This is a genomic window from Streptomyces graminilatus (assembly GCF_001418565.1).
In the GTDB taxonomy this organism is placed as follows: domain Bacteria; phylum Actinomycetota; class Actinomycetes; order Streptomycetales; family Streptomycetaceae; genus Streptomyces; species Streptomyces graminilatus.
This window is the reverse complement of record NZ_LIQQ01000015.1, coordinates 1-20,339: the sequence shown is the minus strand read 5'-3', so window position 1 is coordinate 20,339 and position 20,339 is coordinate 1. Positions and strand designations below refer to the sequence as shown.

Genomic DNA, 20,339 nt, shown 5'->3' with positions numbered 1-20,339 from the left:
CGCTTCGGCCCTGAAGGGGCCCAGTTTGCCGCGGGTCAGGACGTCGGCCTCGTTCGAGACCTCGGGATACATCACCTTCGACCTCGGGTCAGGCGCTGGCCGCAATGCGGCGAGCGCGCACGACAGGTGTCGCGCCTGCCGTCGCCCGACTTCGGACAGCCGATGTTCACGAGGCTGCGCGGACAGAAGCTGGTGGGCCTGCTGAACGAGGGCGTGGACCTGGGGGCTGAACAGCCTCACCAGCCCGGGATCGTCGGCAGTACCCGCTCGGCGACCCGAAGCAGCGCCGTGTCATCGGGGACCAGATCATCCTGACGCCAGATGTCGATCTCGTACGCCCCGCCCCGGTCCTCGGCACCCTTGGCGACCACGAGCGAGCGCGAGACACCCCCAGGCCCACTGGACCCCTTGCCGTCCTTGAAGACGATGCCGATGGTCTGCCCCGAGTAGAGAAGCGCCGAGTGCCCCAGCACCGTCCTTCGTTCCTGGTCCCTGACCAGATACTGAAACTCCGCCATCTCGGCGAGAGAGGGACCGTCGTCGCCGATCGCCGAGAGCTTCACGGAGTAGCCCTCCAACTGGACGGTGGCCTCGGGGTCGGTCGGCAGGACGTCAGGCTTGTCGCTGTGCGTGGCCTCGTTGCTGTAGGCGCCCAGCGCGCGGTCCTCGGGCGTACCGAGGAGCGCGGGCAGGTCAGGGCGGTTCAGCGCCTCGCACAGTCGCACCCCGGAGACAGGCTTCGACAGCGGCTTGTCGTCGTCCGAGCGGGAGCAGGACGCCGGGGGGTTGGCCTGGGAATCGGGCTGGTACGTCTGTAGCACCCAGAAGCTCACCGCGAGGCCCCCCACGAGTATCAGCGCCGACGCGACCTGCACGCCGTTGCTCATGCCCTTCTCGGATCTGGGTACGTCGGTGCCGATGTCGTTGCTCATGTCCCCCACCCCACGCGCCACGCCCGATGCGCGCGCCGGGGGAGCCTAACCGGTGAACGCTCCCCGGGCTAACGGAAATTGGGGGGGCAGGGTCAGCGCACGACCGCGACGAACTCCGCCCAGGCACCCGCCCCGACGAGCACCACGGGCCCGTCCAAGAACTTGCTGTCCCGGACGGGCACGACACCGGGGACTCCGTCGGCGACTTCGACGCAGCTACCGCCGTTGCCGTCGCTGTAGGTGCTCTTACGCCAGCGGGCGGATCCAATGAAGTCGTACGCCACCTCGACGCAGTTGCCGCCTTCGCCGTTGCTGTAACTGCTCTTGCGCCAGCGGGCGTTGCTCAGGTCATGGTCGCGCATCGTCTGTAGTCCTCAGCCGCCGATTCGATCAGGGCGAGGGATGCCTCCGGCGACAGTGCGGCGCCCCTGAGCAGATCGTATGCGCGCTGTGCCCGCTTCACCACCGCCGGGTCGTCGAGTAGGTCGCCCGAAAACGAGGTCTCTGTATAGAGGGTTGGCGGCGCGTCCTCGAACTCCATCAACCGCAGGTCGCCGGTCATGACGGCGTATGCCCCAGCCGAGTACGGCAGTACCTGTACCAGCACCGTTCGCTCCCTCATGAGTGCCGCGATGTGGTCCAGTTGCTCAGCCATGGCCGCCGGTCCGCCAACGGGTGTGCGCAGGGTGTTCTCGTGCAGGATCGCCCAATACTCGGGCCTTGTAGCGTCGTCGAGGATGCGCGCCCGTTCCAGTCGGGCGCCGACCTTTTCGGCCACGTATTCGTCCGTGACGAACGGGTTGGCCGCGAGCGTGACCGCCTGCGCGTACGCGGCCGTCTGCAGCAGGCCGGGGATGACGCTGGGCGCGAACTCACAGATCTTCGTCGCCGTCCGCTCAAGCTCCACCACCTCCACGAAGTATTCCGCGTACCGCTTGTCGTCGATGAGCTTGCGCCACGTGCGCTCGAAAAAACCGGCGGTTTGCAGGACGACGTCAATCCTGATCGCCACGTCCAACTGCGGCTTCCGAATGGCCTGCTCGAACTGGCCGATGTAGCCCCCGGAGATGAAGACGAGCGCCCCCAACTCCACCTGGGTCAGGCCGGCCTCCTCCCGTCGCCGCTTCAACTCCGTCCCGAAGAACTCCCAAGCCGCCTGTCGCTGTGAACCATTGGCCATGGTCTAACCGAACCTCCTTCGACTGCACCACCGTTGCTGCGCCCAGAGCCTTCCGAGTGTAGACACGGCGCGTCATCGTAGAAGTGCGAAGAGTGAAACTCGATTAGTCAGGGGAGCACGGTGACTGCACGACAGACGGCACACGCGGCGGGCTGCGTCGAAGAAGCGGAGGAAATTGTGAAGGAATTGCGGAAGGCGTTGAAGAACGCCGGGATTACGCTGCCGTCGCTCGGATTGGACGCGGTAAGTGTGGCCCGGGAGGCGCCCTGTCCGCTCATCGAATTGGGGCGGGTCAATGTGGAGACGGCGGCCCGGATCGTGGCGGCGCTGCGATGAACGACGTAAGGCCGGCGAGGTCGGAAAGGCCGGGAAGGGCGGGGCGGCCGGACATCGGCACGTACGTCTTGGACACGCGAACCGGGAAGGTGGGCATCGTCATGGGGCACGAGGGGCTCTACTCCCAGCTCAGATCGTACGGCGGCGGCAGGGAGTGGGACGCGGCCCCGGACGCCCTCCGCCCCGCCACCCCGGCGGAACGCCTCAGCGCGGCCACGGCGTACGCGAACGCCCGCAGCCGCGGCGAGGTTCCCTGAGGCCGGTCACCCCAGGACGTACTGCTCGTCCCCGAACTCGGCCACGATCTTCAGCCGTCCGCCGAGGGCGCGCACGTAGGCGGCGAGCGTGTCCAGTTCGCCGCGCTCCAGTTCGCCGCCCTCGATTCGGGAGACATGGGCCTCGGTGACACCCATGGCCCGGGCGACGTCCGCCGGTGTCAGGTCTTGCCGCTCACGCAGTTCGGGCGATGCGGCGCATGCGAACGGCAGCGGCAGCGATGGCCTCGGCCTCACCAGGTGACTGGTCGGCAGTGGTGGGGCCGGGCAGGGCGATGCGCTCCATGACGTCATCCACCCACGCCTGTTGCTTCGGCGTCGGCGGAGGGAGGTGGGCCATGGCCTCCTCCGCTGCGGCCAGGCCGGCCTTGATCTTTGCGGCGCTTCCAGGGGGCGTACGTCCGTCGCTCATTCTCCGAGCCTCACCGATAGTCCGACCGCCGCCAGGCGAATCCGCAGCGTTCACCGTCAAGAGGTACAGGCCCGTCCGGGGCCGCCGTTCCGTGCGCGACAATGACCCCATGAGCCTGTTCCGTGACGACGGTGTCGTGCTGCGCACCCAGAAGCTGGGTGAGGCCGACCGGATCATCACGCTGCTCACGCGCGGTCACGGGCGGGTACGGGCGGTGGCCCGGGGAGTGCGGCGGACCAAGTCCAAGTTCGGGGCCCGGCTCGAACCGTTCTCCCATGTCGACGTGCAGTTCTTCTCGCGGGGGAGTGATCTGGTCGGGCGCGGGCTGCCCCTGTGCACGCAGAGCGAGACCATCGCTCCGTACGGCGGCGGGATCGTCACCGACTACGCCCGGTACACCGCCGGGACGGCCATGCTGGAGACGGCGGAACGGTTCACCGACCACGAGGGCGAGCCCGCCGTCCAGCAGTACCTGCTGCTCGTCGGCGCCCTGCGCACCCTCGCCCGCGCCGAGCACGAGCCCCACCTCATCCTCGACGCGTTCCTCCTGCGCTCCCTCGCCGTCAACGGATACGCGCCCACCTTCAGCGACTGCGCGCGCTGCGGCATGGCGGGCCCGAACCGGTTCTTCTCGGTGGCCGCCGGAGGCTCCGTCTGCGCCGACTGCCGGGTGGCCGGCAGCGTCGTACCCTCTCCCCAGGCCCTCGAACTGCTCAGCGCGCTGCTGACCGGCGACTGGGCGACCGCGGACGCGTGCGAGCCGCGTCACGTCAGGGAGGGCAGCGGACTGGTCTCCGCCTACCTGCACTGGCACCTGGAGCGCGGACTGCGCTCCCTGCGCTACGTAGAGAAGCAGTAACACCTCAAAAGCACACCAAGCACAGCAAGCAAGTCAGTAGAGGGAGACGAGAAGCGCATGGCCGTACGCGGAATCCTGGGGCGCCAGCGCCGCGAGTACAAGACGCCGGAACCGCACCCCTCCGGCGCCACCGCGCCGAAGCTCCCCGGCGAGCTGGTACCCAACCATGTGGCGTGCGTCATGGACGGCAACGGGCGGTGGGCCAAGGAGCGCGGGCTGCCGCGTACGGAGGGCCACAAGGTCGGTGAGGGCGTCGTCCTCGACGTTCTCAAGGGATGCCTGGAACTCGGCGTCAAGAATCTCTCCCTCTACGCCTTCTCCACCGAGAACTGGAAGCGGTCACCGGAAGAGGTCCGCTTCCTCATGAACTTCAACCGTGACGTCATCCGGCGCCGACGCGACGAGATGAACGAACTCGGAATCCGGATTCGGTGGGTCGGGCGTATGCCCAAGATGTGGAAGTCCGTCGTACAGGAACTCCAGATCGCCCAGGAGCAGACCAAGAACAACGACGCCATGACGCTCTACTTCTGCGTCAATTACGGCGGCCGGGCCGAACTCGCCGACGCAGCAAAGGCGATGGCCCGGGATGTCGCTCTCGGCAAGCTCGATCCCGAGAAGGTCTCCGAGAAGACCATCCAGAAGTACCTCTACTACCCGGACATGCCGGACGTCGACCTTTTCCTCCGCCCCAGCGGTGAACAGCGCACGTCCAACTACTTGATCTGGCAGTCGAGTTATGCCGAGATGGTCTTCCAGGACGTGCTCTGGCCCGACTTCGACCGCCGCGACCTGTGGCGCGCCTGCGTCGAATTCGCCTCCCGTGACCGGCGGTTCGGCGGCGCGGTCCCGAATGAGCAACTGCTGGAAATGCAGCGGGACATGACGGGCGGCACGGGGGCCTGAACGCGGTACCCGAGCGGCACCCGGCGCCGAGGTGGGCGCCGGGTGCCGCTGTCGCACCCGTGGGGGGTGGCTGCCGGAAGAGTGGCATCCCGGACGACTACTTGTCAGTAAAAAACAGGAGGTCGAGGGTTATCCCTGTACGAGCGCAGGGTCCCCCGGTCCCCCGGTGCACTCGCAAGCCCCCCTCCCCGGCCCTCAGTCCCCGCTACGGGGCAGCAGCAGCGGAGTCGCGAGGATCACCGAAACGGCGCCCCCAAGGAGGCGCCGCTCACCTGCTGGTCCTGCTTCCCTGACGCGCCCCTGACGCGCCCCTGAAAGGGGCGCAGCCCCCTTTCAGGGGCGCGGGGAACTGCGCGACCGGCCACAGTCAACCCGCAGCCGACAACGCACCGGACCTACCTACCCCTGCCCAACCGCAGAGCACTCCGCACAGGTCCCGAAGATCTCCACCGTGTGGGCAACATTCACAAACCCGTGCTCAGAGGCAATGGCCTCCGCCCACTTCTCCACGGCGGGCCCCTCCACCTCCACCGCCTTGCCGCACACACGGCAGACGAGGTGATGATGATGGTCGCCGGTCGAGCAGCGCCGGTAGACCGACTCCCCGTCCGACGTCCGCAGGACATCCACCTCACCCGCGTCCGCCAGGGACTGCAACGTGCGGTAGACGGTCGTGAGTCCCACCGAATCGCCCTTGTGCTTGAGCATGTCGTGGAGTTCCTGGGCGCTGCGGAACTCGTCGACCTCATCCAGCGCCGCCGCCACAGCGGCACGCTGGCGGGTGGATCGTCCCTTAACGGGCGGGCCGGCCGTCGTCACCGTTGTTCTCCTCACGTCTGCGCTTTGCCGGGCCATTGTGCCAGCCCGGACGGCGCGCGGTCAGACGCCCGCCTTGCCGGCGCCTTCCCTGCTGGCCGGAATCACACACTCCGCGGGGTCCCCGGCCGTCTGCGTGGCCGCCGCCGCTCGGGCCCGGCGGCGGGCCAGCGGAGTGGCCAGCGCGGTCAGCGCGATGAACGCGCCGATGGTCAACAGAACGATCGTCGCACTGGGCGGCACGTTCTGGTAGTACGAGGTCACCGTCCCGCCGATCGTCACGGACACGCCGATCGCCACCGCGATGGCGAACGTGGCCGCGAAGCTCCGGCTGAGCTGCTGGGCGGCGGCGACCGGGACCACCATCAGGGCGCTGACCAGCAGCAGTCCCACGACCCGCATCGCGACCGTCACCGTGACGGCCGCCGTGACCGCGGTGAGCAGATTGAGGGCCCGGACCGGCAGGCCCGTCACCCGGGCGAACTCCTCGTCCTGGCTGACCGCGAAGAGCTGCCGGCGCAGACCGACGGTGACCAGCACCACGAGGGCCGCGAGCACGCAGATCGTCGTCACGTCGGATTCGCTGACCGTCGTGATCGACCCGAAGAGGTACGAGGTCAGGTTGGCGTTCGAGCCGGTCGGCGCGAGGTTGGTGAACAGCACACCGCCGGCCATACCGCCGTAGAACAGCATCGCGAGCGCGATGTCACCGCGTGTCTTCCCGTACCAGCGGATGAGCTCCATCAGCACCGCGCCCACGACGGCGACGCCCGTCGCCATCCACACCGGCGAGGCGTTCAGCAGGAAGCCGAGGCCCACGCCTGTCATCGCGACATGGCCGATACCGTCCCCCAGCAGCGCCTGCCTGCGCTGGACCAGGTAGATGCCGATCGCGGGGGCCGTGATGCCGACGAGCACGGCGGCCAGCAGGGCCCGCTGCATGAAGGCGTAGTCGAGGAAGTCCATCAGCTCAGCAGTCCCGTCCGGATCGGTTCGGCGTCGTGAGCCGCGTGCGGGTGTACGTGGTCGTGGCCGGGCAGCGCGTGCTGTCCGACGGCCTGCGGGGGCGGCCCGTCGTGCGTCACGCAGCCGTCGCGGAGCACCACCGCCCGGTCGATCAGCGGCTCCAGCGGTCCCAGTTCATGCAGCACGAGCAGTACGGTCGTACCGGCCGCGACCTGCTCCCTGAGCGTCCGCGCCAGCACCTCCTGGCTCGCCAGGTCGACGCCCGCCATCGGCTCGTCCATGATCAGCAGCTCGGGTTCGCAGGCGAGGGCGCGGGCGATCAGTACGCGCTGGTGCTGGCCGCCCGACAGCGCGTTCACCGAGTCCTTCGCGCGGTCCGCGAGCCCCACGAGGCCGATGGCCCGCCGTACGGCCTCGTGGTCGGCCTTGCGCAGCACACCGAATCGGGCGCGGGACAGTCGGCCGGACGCGACGATCTCCGTGATCGTCGCCGGTACGCCACCGGCCGCGGTCGTCCGCTGCGGTACGTAGCCCACGCGTCGCCAGTCCGTGAAGCGGCGGCGGGGGACGCCGAACAGCTCGATCTCGCCCGCGCTGACCAGGACCTGGCCGATGACCGTACGGATCGCGGTCGACTTGCCCGAGCCGTTGGCGCCGAGCAGCGCGACGACCTCACCGCGGTTCACGGTGAGGTCGATGCCCCGCAGGACCGGCCGCGCGCCCAGCTCGGCGCGTACTCCGCGCAGCGAGATGACGGGATCGCCATCGTCAATGACGGGATCACCCATGTCTGCGTCCTCCGTAACGATCATTGATTCACCGCTCACTTGGCGCCCAGAGCCGTCCGCAGTGCCTTGAGGTTGGACTCCATGACCGCGATGTAGTCCGTGCCACGGGACTTCTCGGTGATGCCCTCCAGCGGGTCGAGGACGTCCGTCCGGAGGTTCGCGTCCTCGGCGAGGGTCTTCGCGGTCTTGTCGGAGACGAGGGTCTCGTAGAAGACGGTCGTCACTCCGTCCGCCCTGGCCTCCCGCTGGAGTTCCTTCATCCGTGCCGGGCTCGGCTCGCTCTCCGGGTCCACCCCCGCGATGGCCTCCTGGGTGAGGCCGTAGCGCTCGGCGAGGTAGCCGAAGGCCGCGTGGTTGGTGAAGAACACCTTCGTCGCCGTGTTCTTCAGACCGTCCTCGAACGAGGTGCTGAGCGAGGTCAGCTTCGCGGTCAACGCCGCCGTGTTCTTCTCGTATTCCGCCGCGTGGGCCGGGTCGGCCTTTTGGAAGGCGGCGGACACCCCACGGGCGATCTCGCCGTACTTCACCGGGTCGAGCCAGACGTGCGGGTCGAGGCCGGACTCCCCACTCTCCCCGGACTCCCCGGAGTGCGCTTCCTCGCCTTCGCCTTCGCCCTCGTGGCTGTGCGCGGTGGTGCCGTGCTTCTCCAGGGTGGTGAGGGCCGCCGCGTCGATCTTCGTCCTCGCCTCGGACTGCGACACCGCGTCGTCCACGGCGGGCTGGAGGCCCTTGAGATACAGGATCGCGTCGGCTTTCTGCAGGTCAATGGTCTGCTTGACGCTGAGTTCCAGGTCGTGCGGCTCCTGGCCGGGCTCGGTCAGAGTGGAGACGGAGACCCGGTCGCCGCCTATCTGCTCGGCGAGGTACCGCATCGGATAGAACGACGCCACGACGTCGAGCCTCCCGCTGCTGTTCCCGTCGGCGGCGCTCGAATCCGAGGAACAGGCGGACAGGGCACCGAGGCCGAGCGCGGTGGCCGCCGCGATCGAGATGCCCGATATGACTCGTCGTACGTTCATGACTGTCATTTTCAATGATTCTGGAAACGATTGTCAACAAGCGGGTGATGGGGGAAGGGGGCCGGGCGCCTTCACGGTCCGCCGCTGGAACCGATTTGATTGGGGGGCGGGCCCCGCCGGTAACCTGAGTCATTCGCTCTGAAGCGCGTCCGCGTCCGCCCGTCCGACGTGTCCGCTTCATCGCCCGTCGTCGTAATCGTCGTAATGAAGAGAGCACCGTGGCCGCCGACAAGATCGACACCATCGTCAGCCTGAGCAAGCGCCGTGGCTTCGTATTCCCGTGCAGTGAGATCTACGGTGGTCAGCGTGCCGCCTGGGACTACGGACCGCTGGGTGTCGAGCTCAAGGAGAACCTCAAGCGCCAGTGGTGGCGCTACATGGTGACGTCGCGCGAGGACGTCGTCGGTATCGACTCGTCCGTCATCCTGGCCTCCGAGGTCTGGGTGGCCTCCGGCCACGTCGCCACCTTCTCCGACCCGCTCACCGAGTGCACCTCCTGTCACAAGCGCTACCGCGCCGACCACCTGGAGGAGGCCTACGAGGCGAAGCACCACCGTCTCCCGGAGAACGGCCTCGCGGACATCAACTGCCCCAACTGCGGCAACAAGGGCCAGTTCACCGAGCCCAAGGAGTTCTCGGGCCTGTTGTCGACGCACCTCGGCCCGACCCAGGACTCCGGTGCGGTCGCCTATCTGCGCCCCGAGACCGCCCAGGGCATCTTCACCAACTTCGCGCTGGTGCAGACCGCTTCGCGCAAGAAGCCGCCGTTCGGCATCGCCCAGATGGGCAAGTCCTTCCGCAACGAGATCACGCCCGGCAACTTCATCTTCCGCACCCGCGAGTTCGAGCAGATGGAGATGGAGTTCTTCGTCAAGCCGGGCGAGGACGAGAAGTGGCAGGAGTACTGGATGCAGGAGCGCTGGAACTGGTACACGGGCCTGGGCATGCGCGAGGAGAACATGCGGTGGTTCGAGCACCCGGCCGAGAAGCTCTCCCACTATTCCAAGCGCACCGCCGACATCGAGTACCGCTTCCAGTTCGGCGGCAACGAGTGGGGTGAGCTGGAGGGCGTCGCCAACCGCACCGACTACGACCTCAAGGCCCACTCCAAGGCGTCGGGCCAGGACCTTGCCTACTTCGACCAGGAGGCCGGCGAGCGCTACACCCCGTACGTCATCGAGCCCGCCGCCGGTGTCGGCCGTTCGATGCTGGCGTTCCTCCTCGACGCGTACGTCGAGGACGAGGCGCCCAACGCCAAGGGCAAGATGGAGAAGCGCACGGTGCTCCGTCTCGACCCGCGCCTCGCGCCGGTCAAGGTCGCGGTGCTCCCGCTGTCCCGCAACCCCGAGCTGTCCCCGAAGGCGAAGGGTCTGGCCACCGCCCTGCGCCAGAACTGGAACATCGAGTTCGACGACGCGGGCGCCATCGGCCGCCGCTACCGGCGCCAGGACGAGATCGGTACGCCGTTCTGCGTCACGGTCGACTTCGACACGCTCGACGACAACGCGGTCACGGTTCGCGAGCGGGACACGATGAAGCAGGAGCGCGTGTCGCTGGACCAGATCGAGGGGTACCTCGCGCAGCGTCTCGTCGGCTGCTGAGCCTGCCGATCCGCTGTAGGTCTGGGGGCTGCCGCCCCCAGGCCCCCGCTTCGGCCTGAACGGCCTCGTCCTCAATCGCCGGACGGGCTGAGGGGCGGCCCCGGGTCCTGCGACCGCTCACGGGCTGAGGGGTGGCCCCGAGTCCTGCGACCGCTCACGGGCTGAGGGGCGGCCCCGGGTGCTGTGACCGCTCACGGGCTGAGGGGTGGCCCCGGGTGCTGTGACCGCTCACGGGCTGAGGGGTGGCCCCGGGTGCTGTGACCGCTCACGGGCTGAGGGGTGGCCCCGGGTGCTGTGACCGCTCACGGGCTGAGGGGTGGCCCCGAGTGCTGCGACTGCTCACGGGCTGAGGGGTGGCCCCGAGTCCTGCGACCGCTCACGGGCTGAAGGGTGGCCCCGGAGTTCTACGACTACTCCGGGGCCACTTGGCGTTCTGGCGCCCGCGCCCCGTTCCGCACGGCGGGAGACCCCGTACGGCTCTCTCCGCCTCCCTCGTCCTCCAGCCGTCCGGCCGCCCGCTCCGCCGTACGCCGGGCCCAGCCGCCCGTTGTGACGGCGCCCAGGACCAGTACCGCCAGACCGCAGCCCGCGATGATCCACCAGCCGGGGCGCGCCGCGGCGGCGAACACCTCCCTGTACTGGCCCGAGCCGATGCCCGACGCCAGTACCGCGCCGATCACCGCGACCCCCAGCGTGCCGCCCGTCTGGCGGCTGGTGGAGGCGACCGCGGCGGCCACCCCGGCCTGGGCGCGGGGCATGCCCGAGACGGCCGTGTTGGTGATCGGCGCGTTGACGAAGCCGAAGCCGAGGCCGAACACGAAGTACCCGATGACCAGCGTCACGTTCGACGACTCCGCGTCGAAGGCGGCGAACAGGACCCCGCTCGCCGTCATCGCGACCCCGGCCATCAGCAGCGAGAACCGAGGCCCCCGGCTGCCGACCAGCCGCCCCGATATCGGCGCGCACACGAAGCACATCACCGCCATCGGCAGCATCCACAGACCGGCGTTCAGCGCGGACAGCCCGCGTACGTTCTGCAGGTACAGCGTCGACAGGAACAGGAACCCGCTCAGCGCCGCGAACGCGCTGACCGCTATCACCGTCGCCCCGCTGAACGGCGCCGACCGGAAGAACCGCAGGTCGATGAGGGGTTCCGTGCGCCGGGGCTCGTAGTACAGCAGGCCGAGCAGCGCGGCCAGGACGACCGCGCCGAAGGTGAGCGTCTGCGAGACCGGCGAACTCGGCGCCTCGATGATCGCGTACGTCAGCGAGCCGAGCAGCGCGATGACCAGGAGCTGGCCGACCGGGTCCGGGCGGCGGGCCTTCGGTGCCCGGGACTCGGGCACGTACCGCCAGGTCAGCAGGAGCGCGGCGAGGCCCACCGGCAGGTTGATCCAGAAGATCGAGCGCCAGCCGACGGAGTCCACCAGCAGGCCGCCGACGATCGGGCCGGCGGCCATGGATATGCCGACCACCGCGCCCCACGCCCCGATCGCCCGAGCGCGCTCGCGCGGGTCGGTGAAGGTGTTCGTGATGATCGACATGGCGACCGGGTTGAGCATCGAGCCGCCGATCGCCTGGATCATGCGGAACGCGATGAGCCAGTCGAGACTCGGGGCGAGCGAGCAGAGCACCGAGCCGAGCGTGAACAGCGCCAGCCCGGCCTTGAAGACCCGGCGACGGCCGATCCGGTCGGCGGTCGAGCCCGCCAGCATCAGCAGCGAGGCCAGCACCAGCGTGTACGCGTCGAGCGCCCACTGCATCCCGGCCACGCTCGCGCCCAGGTCCCTCTGCATGGAGGGCAGTGCCACATTGAGCACGGTGACGTCGAGGCTCACGATCAGCAGGCTCATGCAGCAGATCGCGAGCACCAGCATGCGGCGGCGGGGACTCAGCTCGGACATGCGGTCCATAGTACGGCTAACTAACGACTTTGGCTGTACTCCGTTCGGTGCGAGAGTGCGAGAGAATGGCGCAATGTCCACGCCCGTCACCTCGTCCGCGACCCCGCCTGGGATCCCGACTGTGCCCCCGTCCGCGACCTCGCCCGAGACCGCCCCCGCGAGCCTCCTCCGGATCGGTCCGCACGCTGTGCGGCCGCCCGTCGTCCTCGCCCCCATGGCCGGGATCACGAACGCGCCCTTCCGCACCCTGTGCAGGGAGTTCAGCGGCGGCAAGGGCCTGTTCGTCAGCGAGATGATCACCACCCGGGCGCTGGTCGAGCGCAATGAGAAGACCATGCAGCTGATCCACTTCGACGCGACCGAGAAGCCGCGCTCGATCCAGTTGTACGGCGTCGACCCGGCGACCGTCGGCAAGGCCGTCCGCATGATCGCGGAGGAGGACCGCGCCGACCACATCGACCTCAACTTCGGCTGCCCCGTCCCGAAGGTGACGAGGAAGGGCGGCGGCTCGGCCCTCCCGTACAAGCGGAACCTGCTGCGCGCGATCCTGCGCGAGGCGGTGTCCGGCGCCGGGGACATCCCCGTCACCATGAAGATGCGCAAGGGCATCGACGACGACCACATCACCTACCTCGACGCCGGCCGCATCGCCGTGGAGGAGGGTGTCACGGCCATCGCGCTGCACGGCCGCACCGCCGCCCAGCACTACGGCGGCACGGCGGACTGGGACGCGATCGCCCGCCTGAAGGAGCACGTGCCGGAGATCCCCGTACTCGGCAACGGTGACATCTGGTCGGCCGAGGACGCGCTGCGGATGGTCCGGGAGACCGGGTGCGACGGCGTGGTGGTCGGGCGCGGGTGCCTCGGGCGGCCGTGGCTGTTCGCGGACCTGGTGGCCGCGTTCGAGGGCCGTACGGAGGCCATCGCGCGTCCGTCCCTGCGTGAGGTCGCCGATGTCATGGTGCGGCACGCCACGCTGCTCGGTGAGTGGATCGGGGACGAGCCGCGCGGGGTCATCGACTTCCGCAAGCACGTCGCCTGGTATCTGAAGGGGTTCGCGGTCGGCAGCGAGATGCGCAAGCGGCTCGCCATCACGTCTTCGCTGGCCGAACTCCGGGCCGGGCTCGATGAGTTGGATCTCGATCAGGCCTGGCCCGTGGGGGCGGACGGGCCCCGTGGGCGTACGTCCGGGAACAACCGGGTCGTGTTGCCGGACGGGTGGCTGAAGGATCCGTACGACTGCGCGGGTGTCAGTGAGGATGCGGAGTTGGACACGTCCGGAGGGTAAGGCTCTGGCCGTCTGTCGGCTGCGGGTCCGCTGTGGCTGGTCGCGCAGTTCCCCGCGCCCCTGAGGGGGCCGGCGCAGGCGGCTTTGCCCCACTGCGCCGGCCCCCTCAGGGGTATCCAAGGCCCGTTTACGGGTGGGGGGTTGAGCCGTAGGCCGTGAGGAACTTGTCGCGGAAGGCGCTCATCTTCCAGACCGGGGCCTTGTGGGCGGGGCGCAGGCCGTCCGTCCAGTTCCAGTCGGAGACCTTGTCCAGGATCTTCGGGTCCTTGGCCACGATCGCCACCGGCACATCACGGCTGGCGTGGTCGCCGCTGACCCGGGACATGGGCTGGTGGTCGCCGAGGAAGACGAGGACGGTCTTGTCGGTGCCGTACCGGATGAGCCAGTCGGTGAGGCTGGTGACCGAGTACTGGATCGACTTGCCGTACTCCGCCTTCGCCTCGGGGCCGTTGTAGAGGACGTCCTTCGGGTCCTTGCCGGCCTTCTGGATCGCGTCGAACACCGAGCCGTCGCCGAGCTGGTCCTGCGGGACCGTCTTGGGGATGGGCGCCCAGGGCTGGTGGCTGGACGTCAGGATGATCTCCGACATCAGCGGCTTGGCCTGCTTCCTGCCGTGCTCCAGGCGCTGGTAGGCCTCCAGCGTGTACTGGTCCGGCATGGTCGACCAGCTGAACTTCGGTCCCTTGTAGCCGAGATCCTTCGCCGCGTAGTTCTTCTCCAGGCCGTAGAACTTCCCCTCCGGCCAGCTCTTCTGCACGCCGGGCATCACCCCGACCACCCGGTAGTCGCCGGTGCGACGGAACACCTCGGGGATGGTGAGACGGTTGCTGTTGACGAGGGTGCGGTAGCGCTGCTGGCTGTTGATCCACAGGCCCGACAGAAGCGTGGAGTGGCCGAGCCAACTGCTGCCGCCGTAGGTCGCCGAGGTCAGCCAGCCGCTCTTCGCGGCGAACCCGGCGTTCTTCAGGGCCTGGGTCTGGTCGGCGAGGGTCCGGTCGACGCCGGGGGACATGATCGGGTCCTCGACCGCGCTGCGGCCGTAGCTCTCGATGAACGTGAAGATGACGTCCTTGCCGCGCAGGTCCGGCACCAACTGGTCACCGGGCGTCTTGGCGAACGGGTCGTTCTTCGCCAGCTTCTTGAACTCCGCCTCGTCGTGCAGCGTGTCGCTCACCCGCCGCGCGTGCACCTTGACGACCCCGGCGGTGTGGTCCGACGCGATCGGCACGCCGCCGATGGTCAGGCCGAGGGACATGCAGGTGATCCAGACGGTCCCGGCGATGAGCGTGGCCTTGGTGGCTACGACGCTGTGGCGGGCCAGCTGATCGCTGAGCCGTACCACCGCGAAGGCCGTGCCGACCAGCAGGAGCACCACGAGCACGAGCACGCCGATCGTGGCCGCGACCGAGCCCGCCGTGCCGATGGAGTCGGTGACGTACGACTGCGCGTCGACCAGCAGCTCCCAGTCGAGCAGCACGTTGAAGTGCCGGCCCAGGAACTCGACGAACCCCATGTCCAGCAGGTTCACGACGGTGACCGCGCCGAGGAAGGCGCCGAGAGACGCGGCCGTGATCACGCGCGGCCGGCGCGGCATCGCGAGCAGTACGACGGAGGCGACGATCGCCTCCGCCGGGAGCCGGAGAAACTCCGTGATGCGGAGGTTGCCGATGGTGTTCGGCATCTGTAGCGCGACGAGCACGAGGAGTACGGAGAGGGCGGTCGCCGCCCAGCCGAGATTACGGGCGGCCACGGGGCGACGGGTGCGCCAGCCGGGCTTGGGGGGCGAGTTCTGGGCTTCGGGGGCTGTGTCCTCGGTCCCGGGGGCTGCGTCTTCGGTTTCGAGGGCCGCATCTTCGGGATCGGGAGTCGCGTCTTTGGCCTCGGTGGCCTCGGTGGGGTGGTTGGGCACGGTGCCGGTTGGCTTGGTGGGGGCTTCGGTGTCCGCTGCCGGTTCGGCGACCGGTCCGTCCGTCGGCTTGGTGGTTGGCTTGGCGGGCTTCGTGGTCGGTGTGGCCGGGGGCTCGGTTGCCGGTTCGGGCTTCTCCGCCTCTGCCTTCGGCTTCGTCTCTGTCTTCGGCTTCGTCTCTTCCTTCGCCTCTGCCTTCGCCGGTTCGCTCCCGGGCTCTGCGGCCGGTTCGGCGTCGGCCGTCGGCTCCTCGGCCGACTTGTCAGCCGTAGCCGTAGCTGCCGCCGGGGCCGGGGCCGGGGCCGGGGTCGTGTTCGGAGCCGGTGCCTCGGGCGACGAGGACTCCGTCGAAGGGTCCTCGGGGGTGGGGTCCGTCGATGGGTTGTCGCGAGTGAACAGAGGCACCCCGGAGGTCCTTCCGTGTGAAGCCGTGCAGGGAACGGCGGACCCGGCGCGGGAGCCGAGGTCCGCCATCATCCCGTACGGCGGGCCCTCGGCCTCCGTTCAGCCTCCGCGCCCAAGCACCCGGCAAATACCCGGCAAACGCCTCACCAAGCCGACCTGTCACTCGCCACGCCACACACCCCGCCGTACGTCCCTCAGGCGCCCCCGACCGCCGTGAGCAGCGCCAATGGGGCCGCCGCCGACCGGGACTCCCGTACGCACGCGTGCGGGTAGGGCACCGGTTCGCCGTGGGTGTCGCGGCCGTAACCGGCGAGGACCTCGGGGAGGCGGTGGCCGGTGGCGGTCGCCGCGTCGACGAGGGCGTGGGCGACCGTACGGGCCTCGTCGTGCAGGCCGTAGCGGGCGAGGCCCAGCGTGATCAGGGCGTTGTCGTGCGGCCAGACCGAGCCCCGGTGGTACGAGAGGGGATGGTAGGCGGACTGGCCCGACGCCAGCGTCCGTACGCCCCAGCCGGAGAAGAAGTCCGGCTCCAGCAGGCGTCGGCCCACCTTCTCGCCGAACTCCTTGTCCAGCAGGCCCGACCAGAGCAGATGGCCCGCGTCCGAGGCCAGCGCGTCGAGCTGGTTGCCCTCGCCGTCGAGCGCGAGGGCCGGGAAGGCGTGCTCCGGCATCCAGAAGTCCCGCTGGAAACGGTCCCGGAGGTCGGCCGCCGCCTGTTCGAGAAGGGCGGCGTACGTCTCGTCCTCCCACGCCGTGCGCGCGACCCACGCCGTACGGCGCAGCGCGTCGTACGCGTACCCCTGGGCCCCCGCCGCCATCACCGGGCCGGTCGCGCGGGTGCCGTCGGCCGAGCAGATGGCGCCGGGGGAGTCCTTCCAGTTCTGGTTGGCGAGGCCGCCCTGGTCGGCCCGGTAGACCAGATAGCCACGGGACGTCAGACCGCCGTGGTCCAGCATCCAGCCGATCGCCGCACGGGCGTTGGCCTCCAGACGGCGGGCCAGGGCCGTGTCGCCGGTCTGCTCGACGTACGCCCCGAGGAGCACCAGGAACAGCGGGGTCGCGTCGACCGAGCCGTAGTAACGGCCGTACGGCACCTGGCCGAAGTGGGCCAGCTCGCCGTGCCGTACCTCGTGCACGATCTTGCCCGGCTGGGCCACGGAAGCGGGGCCGACCTCGGTCGCCTGGGTCGCGGCGAGCGCCGGGAGGGTGGCGGCGGCGAGCTGAGGGCGGTACGGGAGTGCGAAGAGGGAGGTGAGGAGCGCGTCGCGGCCGAGGAGGGTGAGGAACCAGGGGGCACCCGCGGCGGGGACACGCAGTTCCTCGCCGTCGGGACCCGTCGCGGGGATCTGTAGCGAGGCCAGGTCGGAGAGGCCGCGTGCGCAGGCCGCCGCCAGTTCAGGCCAGCAGGTCGGGAAGGCGAGGCCCTCGAAGAACTCCCCTTCCAGCGCCTGGAGTTGCTCATTGGCGGCGGCGGGGGAGACGGGAACCAGGGGTTCCTTGGCCGCGCCGTGCGGGCGGGCCGTGACACGCAGCGTCAGTTCCGCCGAACCGTGCGGTTCCAGGTCCAGGGCCCAGACGAGACGCCGGGCGCCGGTACCGGTCTCCTCGACGTTGTCGGGGGCGGGCTCGGCGGTGACCGTCGTACAGGACAGCCACTCACCGCGCCGATAGCTGAACTCGACGCCGTCGTCCAGGACTTCGCGCTTTCGGACGGCGCCGGACTTGACGTACGTACGGTGGTCGGAGCGCAGTTCGAACTGGTCCGCGAAGTCGGCGTCGGCGGTGACCGCGATCCGGACCGTCACCGGCACCGAACAGTTGCTGGTCAGCCGCAGCGCCTCGACGAACCCGCCGTCCGCGACGGCCTGTTCACGGAAGAGCGTGCAGGCGGGCGGCTCCTGGCGGCCCCCGCGCGGTACGAGCACACAGCGCGCGGTGTCCCCGTCGGCGACCGGGCTGAGCGTCTCGGGCACGGCCCCGTCGACGGTGAGCTGCCAGCGGCTCAAGTGCCGTGCGTCGCGCACGAATAACCCGTCGGGCTGGCTGCTCCCGCGTACCCCGGTGATGTCCCCGCCGTCGCCCACGGCCGCGAACGTCCCGCCGTGCACGAGCAGATGATGCCGGTCCGTCATGCCCGTTCGCCTCCCTTGTCCTTCATGTCTCTCACGTCATTCACGTTCATTCACGTCATTCATTTCGTCGCCCACGTCACTCGTGTGACCCATGCCGCGTACGCCGTACTCGTCGAACGCCTTGGTGATGTCGCCGTCGCCGAAGGGCTGTTGGTGGAGCAGATCGAGGGTGAGCGCGGCGGTCCAGCCGAAGCCGAGCGCCCCGCAGGCCTCACCGTTGTACGGGTCCACGTACTCCGCGAAGCCGGTGGCGCCGGCGGTCTCCAGCAGCGCCGTACGCAGCGTGTCGGCGTGCGCCCGCTCGCCGTGCTGCCGCAGCCCGCGCTCCACCAGCCACCCCGTGTTGAACCAGGCCGGACCGCGCCAGTAGCGGTGCGGGTCGAAGGCCTCGCCGAGCAGGTCGTAGGACGGTACGAGGCGGGCGGCGCCGCCCAGTTCGAAGTGCGGCCCGCACGCCGTACGCACGAGGGTGGCGGCGATGTCGCGGGGGAGGGTGGGAAGGAGGAGCGGGATGAGCCCGGCGACGCCGCGTTCCGGCACGAGCGCGCCCTCCCGCACGTCCCGGCAGAAGAACATCCCCTCCGCCGGGTCCCACAGCCGTTCCACCAGGGCCGCCGTCAGCCGTTCCGCGCGGGCGTGCCTGGCCGTCCCGGTGGCGCCCAACTCGTCTGCGATACGGGCGAGCGCGTGCTCCGACGCGATCAGCAGCGCGTTGAAGGAAGGGTCCTCGACGGCGAACTCGCCCGCCCCATCCGCGTACCCACCGTCCCGGTAGTCCGTCGCCAGCCGTACGTACCGCCCGTAGTCCAGGTCCGTCGGGCGGTCCTCGGCGGCGCCGTGGTCGAGGTCGGCGCGGCGGAAGGAGCGCGCCGGGGCCGGGGTGACGCGGCTCAACGGGGCGTCCCAGCAAGGGCTGTTGTCCATACCCTGTTCCCAGGGGTGCACGACCGACGCGAGCCCGCCCCCGCCCAGGTCGCGGCGGTGCAGCAGATAGCGGTGCCAGGCGGCGAGCCGCGGGTAGGCGCGGGCGAGGAAGCCGCGCGCGCGGGACAGGCCCGGGTCGGCCTGGTGCACCAGCCAGACGGCCAGCGCGTGCACCGGTGGCTGCACGATGCCGGACGTCTGTACGGTGCGCGGGGCGCCCGCAGCGCGCCCCGCGGTCGAGGAGCGCCAGAAGTCGGGGCTCGGGAAGTACGCGTCGAGCGGGACGGAGGGGTTGAAGACGATGTGCGGGATCCGCCCGTCGCCCCACTGGGCCGACAGCAGCGTCTCCAGCTCCGTCTGCGCGCGCAGGGGCGACAGATGACGCAGGCCGATCGCGATGAACGCGGAGTCCCAGGACCACTGGTGCGGATACAGGCCGCGCGAGGGCACGGTGGAGGTGCCGGTCCAGTTGCCCGCCAGCACCTCGGCCGCCCTGACGTGCAGAGAGGCGTACAGGGACGCGTGCGGAGTGTTCGGGGAATGTGTCGTAACGTCCGGTTCGTATACGGCCGAGTGCGTCGAGACGCGGGAGGTCAACTGGGCAGTGCGATCCACTCGGGGCTCCCCGAAAACTTTCGGCCCGACCGGTTCGGTCGCGCCACCGTAGAGTTACGTCTATTTAACACGCATAACTCAATATGTAATGCAAGCTTGAGAAACACAAGGGGGTGCGCATGAGTAGCCGTGTCAGCGGTCGGGCTCAGGCGAGCGCCGGCGAACTGCTCGAACTGGTACGCAGTGGACGCGCCACGACTCGCGGCGCCCTGCAACAGGTGACGGGCCTGTCCCGGGCCACGGTCGGACACCGTCTGGACCGGCTGTTCCGCGCGGGCTGGCTGCGCGAGGGTGCCTCCGGACCGGTCGACTCACCGCTCGGCGGTCGCCCGTCGATCACTCTGGAGTTCGACGACGCCCACGCCGTCGTCCTCGCCGCCGACCTCGACACGCGCCATGCCCGCGCCGCCGTTCTCACTCTCACGGGTGAACTCCTCGCGGAACACTCGGGCACGCTGGCGGTCGACGACGGGCCCGAGGTCGTCCTCGGCGAGCTGGGCCGCTGGTTCGCGGAACTCCTGACGAAGGCCGGCCACCGCCCGTCCGAGGTGTGCGGCATCGGCCTCGCGGTACCGGGCCCGGTCGACATGGACACCGGCCGCGTCGTCCAGCCGCCGATCATGCCCGGCTGGGACGGCTACGACATAAGAGCCCGCCTGGCCCGCGCCTTCGCCGAACACACGGGCGAACTGGCCGCGGCGAGGGTCCCGGTGCTGGTGGACAACGACGCCAACCTCATGGCGTACGGCGAACAGCGCACCGGACACCCCGACTGCTCGGCCTTCGTGCTGGTGAAGGTCTCGACGGGTATCGGCGCGGGTGTGGTGGTCGGCGGTTCGGTGTTCCGGGGCATCGACGGCGGCGCCGGGGACATCGGGCACATCCGCGTCCCGCAGGGCGCCGAGGCGCTGTGCCGGTGCGGCTCGTACGGCTGTCTCGCGGCCGTCGCGAGCGGTGGCGCCGTCGCCCGGCGGCTCACCGAGTCCGGGGTGCCCGCGGCGTCGGGTTCGGACGTACGGGACCTGCTCGCGGCCGGGCATCCGGGGGCGCTGGCGCTCGCGCGGGAGGCGGGCCG

General features: G+C 69.7%; 21 protein-coding genes. 7 read left to right on the top strand and 14 right to left on the bottom strand.

Translation table 11 applies throughout. From position 1 onward, the window contains the following. From AOK08_RS46820 to AOK08_RS01840, 4 genes are all read right to left on the bottom strand, one after another. Window positions 1–240: hypothetical protein (locus tag AOK08_RS46820; RefSeq protein WP_206743400.1), on the bottom strand; the 240-nt coding region annotated here is incomplete at its 3' end. Next, on the bottom strand, window positions 237–932 hold the full coding sequence (locus AOK08_RS01850; protein WP_055522959.1) for a DUF6215 domain-containing protein: 696 nt from the start codon (window positions 930–932) through the stop codon (window positions 237–239). The genes AOK08_RS46820 and AOK08_RS01850, both read right to left, overlap by 4 nt. A gap of 92 nt (window positions 933–1,024) precedes the next feature. Next, window positions 1,025–1,294 (bottom strand): DUF397 domain-containing protein, encoded by a 270-nt coding sequence (locus AOK08_RS01845; protein WP_055522957.1) that lies wholly within the window; start codon window positions 1,292–1,294, stop codon window positions 1,025–1,027. Beyond that, window positions 1,276–2,112: a helix-turn-helix domain-containing protein gene (locus AOK08_RS01840; protein ID WP_055522955.1), complete on the bottom strand. Its 837-nt coding sequence runs from the start codon at window positions 2,110–2,112 to the stop codon at window positions 1,276–1,278. The genes AOK08_RS01845 and AOK08_RS01840 overlap by 19 nt, the downstream gene beginning before the upstream one ends. A 120-nt stretch (window positions 2,113–2,232) precedes the next feature. Here AOK08_RS01840 and AOK08_RS01835 point away from each other — a divergent pair, with 120 nt between their 5' ends. Then, a complete protein-coding gene (locus tag AOK08_RS01835; RefSeq protein WP_055522953.1) occupies window positions 2,233–2,448 on the top strand; it encodes a hypothetical protein in 216 nt (71 codons plus the stop codon). Continuing rightward, window positions 2,445–2,705 carry a hypothetical protein gene (locus AOK08_RS01830; RefSeq protein WP_055522952.1) on the top strand — a complete coding sequence of 87 codons (261 nt, stop codon included), beginning with the start codon at window positions 2,445–2,447 and terminating at the stop codon, window positions 2,703–2,705. The genes AOK08_RS01835 and AOK08_RS01830 overlap by 4 nt, the downstream gene beginning before the upstream one ends. A gap of 6 nt (window positions 2,706–2,711) precedes the next feature. Here the strand turns inward: AOK08_RS01830 and AOK08_RS46975 are convergent, their stop codons facing one another. Together AOK08_RS46975 and AOK08_RS46970 are read right to left on the bottom strand one after the other, a co-directional pair. Beyond that, window positions 2,712–2,861, bottom strand: a complete 150-nt coding sequence (locus tag AOK08_RS46975; protein ID WP_241826774.1) for a helix-turn-helix domain-containing protein — start codon at window positions 2,859–2,861, stop codon at window positions 2,712–2,714. A gap of 37 nt (window positions 2,862–2,898) precedes the next feature. Further along, window positions 2,899–3,135, bottom strand: coding sequence for a hypothetical protein (locus tag AOK08_RS46970; RefSeq protein ID WP_241826773.1), 237 nt, complete (start codon window positions 3,133–3,135; stop codon window positions 2,899–2,901). A 109-nt stretch (window positions 3,136–3,244) separates the two neighbouring features. Here AOK08_RS46970 and recO point away from each other — a divergent pair, with 109 nt between their 5' ends. Continuing rightward, window positions 3,245–3,994: a DNA repair protein RecO gene (gene recO / locus AOK08_RS01820; protein ID WP_055522950.1), complete on the top strand. Its 750-nt coding sequence runs from the start codon at window positions 3,245–3,247 to the stop codon at window positions 3,992–3,994. Window positions 3,995–4,051: 57 nt separating this feature from the next. Continuing rightward, window positions 4,052–4,900 carry an isoprenyl transferase gene (locus AOK08_RS01815; RefSeq protein ID WP_055522948.1) on the top strand — a complete coding sequence of 283 codons (849 nt, stop codon included), beginning with the start codon at window positions 4,052–4,054 and terminating at the stop codon, window positions 4,898–4,900. 399 nt (window positions 4,901–5,299) lie between these two features. Here the strand turns inward: AOK08_RS01815 and AOK08_RS01810 are convergent, their stop codons facing one another. The 4 genes from AOK08_RS01810 to AOK08_RS01795 are packed head-to-tail and all read right to left on the bottom strand — an operon-like array spanning window position 5,300 to window position 8,489. After that, a complete protein-coding gene (locus AOK08_RS01810; protein ID WP_055522947.1) occupies window positions 5,300–5,719 on the bottom strand; it encodes a Fur family transcriptional regulator in 420 nt (139 codons plus the stop codon). A gap of 60 nt (window positions 5,720–5,779) precedes the next feature. Beyond that, entirely contained in the window at window positions 5,780–6,682 is a 903-nt protein-coding gene (locus AOK08_RS01805) for a metal ABC transporter permease (protein ID WP_055522945.1), read from the bottom strand. Next, on the bottom strand, window positions 6,682–7,470 hold the full coding sequence (locus AOK08_RS01800; RefSeq protein WP_055522943.1) for a metal ABC transporter ATP-binding protein: 789 nt from the start codon (window positions 7,468–7,470) through the stop codon (window positions 6,682–6,684). Before AOK08_RS01800 ends, AOK08_RS01805 begins: the two co-directional genes overlap by 1 nt. 35 nt (window positions 7,471–7,505) lie before the next feature. After that, complete coding sequence (locus AOK08_RS01795) at window positions 7,506–8,489, bottom strand: metal ABC transporter substrate-binding protein (RefSeq protein WP_055522940.1); 984 nt, start codon at window positions 8,487–8,489, stop codon at window positions 7,506–7,508. 218 nt (window positions 8,490–8,707) lie between these two features. Here AOK08_RS01795 and AOK08_RS01790 point away from each other — a divergent pair, with 218 nt between their 5' ends. Then, entirely contained in the window at window positions 8,708–10,090 is a 1,383-nt protein-coding gene (locus AOK08_RS01790; protein ID WP_055522938.1) for a glycine--tRNA ligase, read from the top strand. A gap of 410 nt (window positions 10,091–10,500) precedes the next feature. Here AOK08_RS01790 and AOK08_RS01785 read toward each other — a convergent pair whose 3' ends face one another. Further along, window positions 10,501–11,994 (bottom strand): MFS transporter, encoded by a 1,494-nt coding sequence (locus AOK08_RS01785; protein ID WP_241826772.1) that lies wholly within the window; start codon window positions 11,992–11,994, stop codon window positions 10,501–10,503. 214 nt (window positions 11,995–12,208) lie between these two features. Here AOK08_RS01785 and dusB point away from each other — a divergent pair, with 214 nt between their 5' ends. After that, window positions 12,209–13,282, top strand: coding sequence for a tRNA dihydrouridine synthase DusB (gene dusB, locus AOK08_RS01780; protein ID WP_241826775.1), 1,074 nt, complete (start codon window positions 12,209–12,211; stop codon window positions 13,280–13,282). A 127-nt stretch (window positions 13,283–13,409) separates the two neighbouring features. Here dusB and AOK08_RS01775 read toward each other — a convergent pair whose 3' ends face one another. The 3 genes from AOK08_RS01775 to AOK08_RS01765 all read right to left on the bottom strand — a co-directional run bounded on the left by AOK08_RS01775 (window position 13,410) and on the right by AOK08_RS01765 (window position 19,264). Beyond that, window positions 13,410–14,963 (bottom strand): alkaline phosphatase family protein, encoded by a 1,554-nt coding sequence (locus AOK08_RS01775; RefSeq protein WP_055522961.1) that lies wholly within the window; start codon window positions 14,961–14,963, stop codon window positions 13,410–13,412. An 824-nt stretch (window positions 14,964–15,787) separates the two neighbouring features. After that, a complete protein-coding gene (locus AOK08_RS01770; protein WP_055522934.1) occupies window positions 15,788–17,725 on the bottom strand; it encodes an amylo-alpha-1,6-glucosidase in 1,938 nt (645 codons plus the stop codon). 36 nt (window positions 17,726–17,761) lie between these two features. Beyond that, window positions 17,762–19,264, bottom strand: a complete 1,503-nt coding sequence (locus AOK08_RS01765) for an MGH1-like glycoside hydrolase domain-containing protein (RefSeq protein WP_055522932.1) — start codon at window positions 19,262–19,264, stop codon at window positions 17,762–17,764. Between the two features lie 119 nt (window positions 19,265–19,383). Here AOK08_RS01765 and AOK08_RS01760 point away from each other — a divergent pair. Further along, window positions 19,384–20,339 (top strand): ROK family protein (locus tag AOK08_RS01760; protein WP_055522930.1); only part of this gene is annotated, 956 nt, incomplete at its 3' end.

Bases quoted from the DNA above. Each gene is read 5' to 3' on its own strand.
- AOK08_RS01840 (WP_055522955.1), bottom strand. From the start codon at position 2,112: ATGGCCAATGGTTCACAGCGACAGGCGGCTTGGGAGTTCTTCGGGACG.
- AOK08_RS01775 (WP_055522961.1), bottom strand. From the start codon at position 14,963: ATGCCGAACACCATCGGCAACCTCCGCATCACGGAGTTTCTCCGGCTC.
- AOK08_RS01795 (WP_055522940.1), bottom strand. From the start codon at position 8,489: ATGAACGTACGACGAGTCATATCGGGCATCTCGATCGCGGCGGCCACC.
- AOK08_RS01805 (WP_055522945.1), bottom strand. From the start codon at position 6,682: ATGGACTTCCTCGACTACGCCTTCATGCAGCGGGCCCTGCTGGCCGCC.
- AOK08_RS01815 (WP_055522948.1), top strand. From the start codon at position 4,052: ATGGCCGTACGCGGAATCCTGGGGCGCCAGCGCCGCGAGTACAAGACG.
- AOK08_RS46975 (WP_241826774.1), bottom strand. From the start codon at position 2,861: ATGGGTGTCACCGAGGCCCATGTCTCCCGAATCGAGGGCGGCGAACTG.
- AOK08_RS01770 (WP_055522934.1), bottom strand. From the start codon at position 17,725: ATGACGGACCGGCATCATCTGCTCGTGCACGGCGGGACGTTCGCGGCC.
- AOK08_RS01845 (WP_055522957.1), bottom strand. From the start codon at position 1,294: ATGCGCGACCATGACCTGAGCAACGCCCGCTGGCGCAAGAGCAGTTAC.
- AOK08_RS01785 (WP_241826772.1), bottom strand. From the start codon at position 11,994: ATGTCCGAGCTGAGTCCCCGCCGCCGCATGCTGGTGCTCGCGATCTGC.
- AOK08_RS46970 (WP_241826773.1), bottom strand. From the start codon at position 3,135: ATGAGCGACGGACGTACGCCCCCTGGAAGCGCCGCAAAGATCAAGGCC.
- AOK08_RS01850 (WP_055522959.1), bottom strand. From the start codon at position 932: ATGAGCAACGACATCGGCACCGACGTACCCAGATCCGAGAAGGGCATG.
- recO (WP_055522950.1), top strand. From the start codon at position 3,245: ATGAGCCTGTTCCGTGACGACGGTGTCGTGCTGCGCACCCAGAAGCTG.
- dusB (WP_241826775.1), top strand. From the start codon at position 12,209: ATGGCCGGGATCACGAACGCGCCCTTCCGCACCCTGTGCAGGGAGTTC.
- AOK08_RS01800 (WP_055522943.1), bottom strand. From the start codon at position 7,470: ATGGGTGATCCCGTCATTGACGATGGCGATCCCGTCATCTCGCTGCGC.
- AOK08_RS01830 (WP_055522952.1), top strand. From the start codon at position 2,445: ATGAACGACGTAAGGCCGGCGAGGTCGGAAAGGCCGGGAAGGGCGGGG.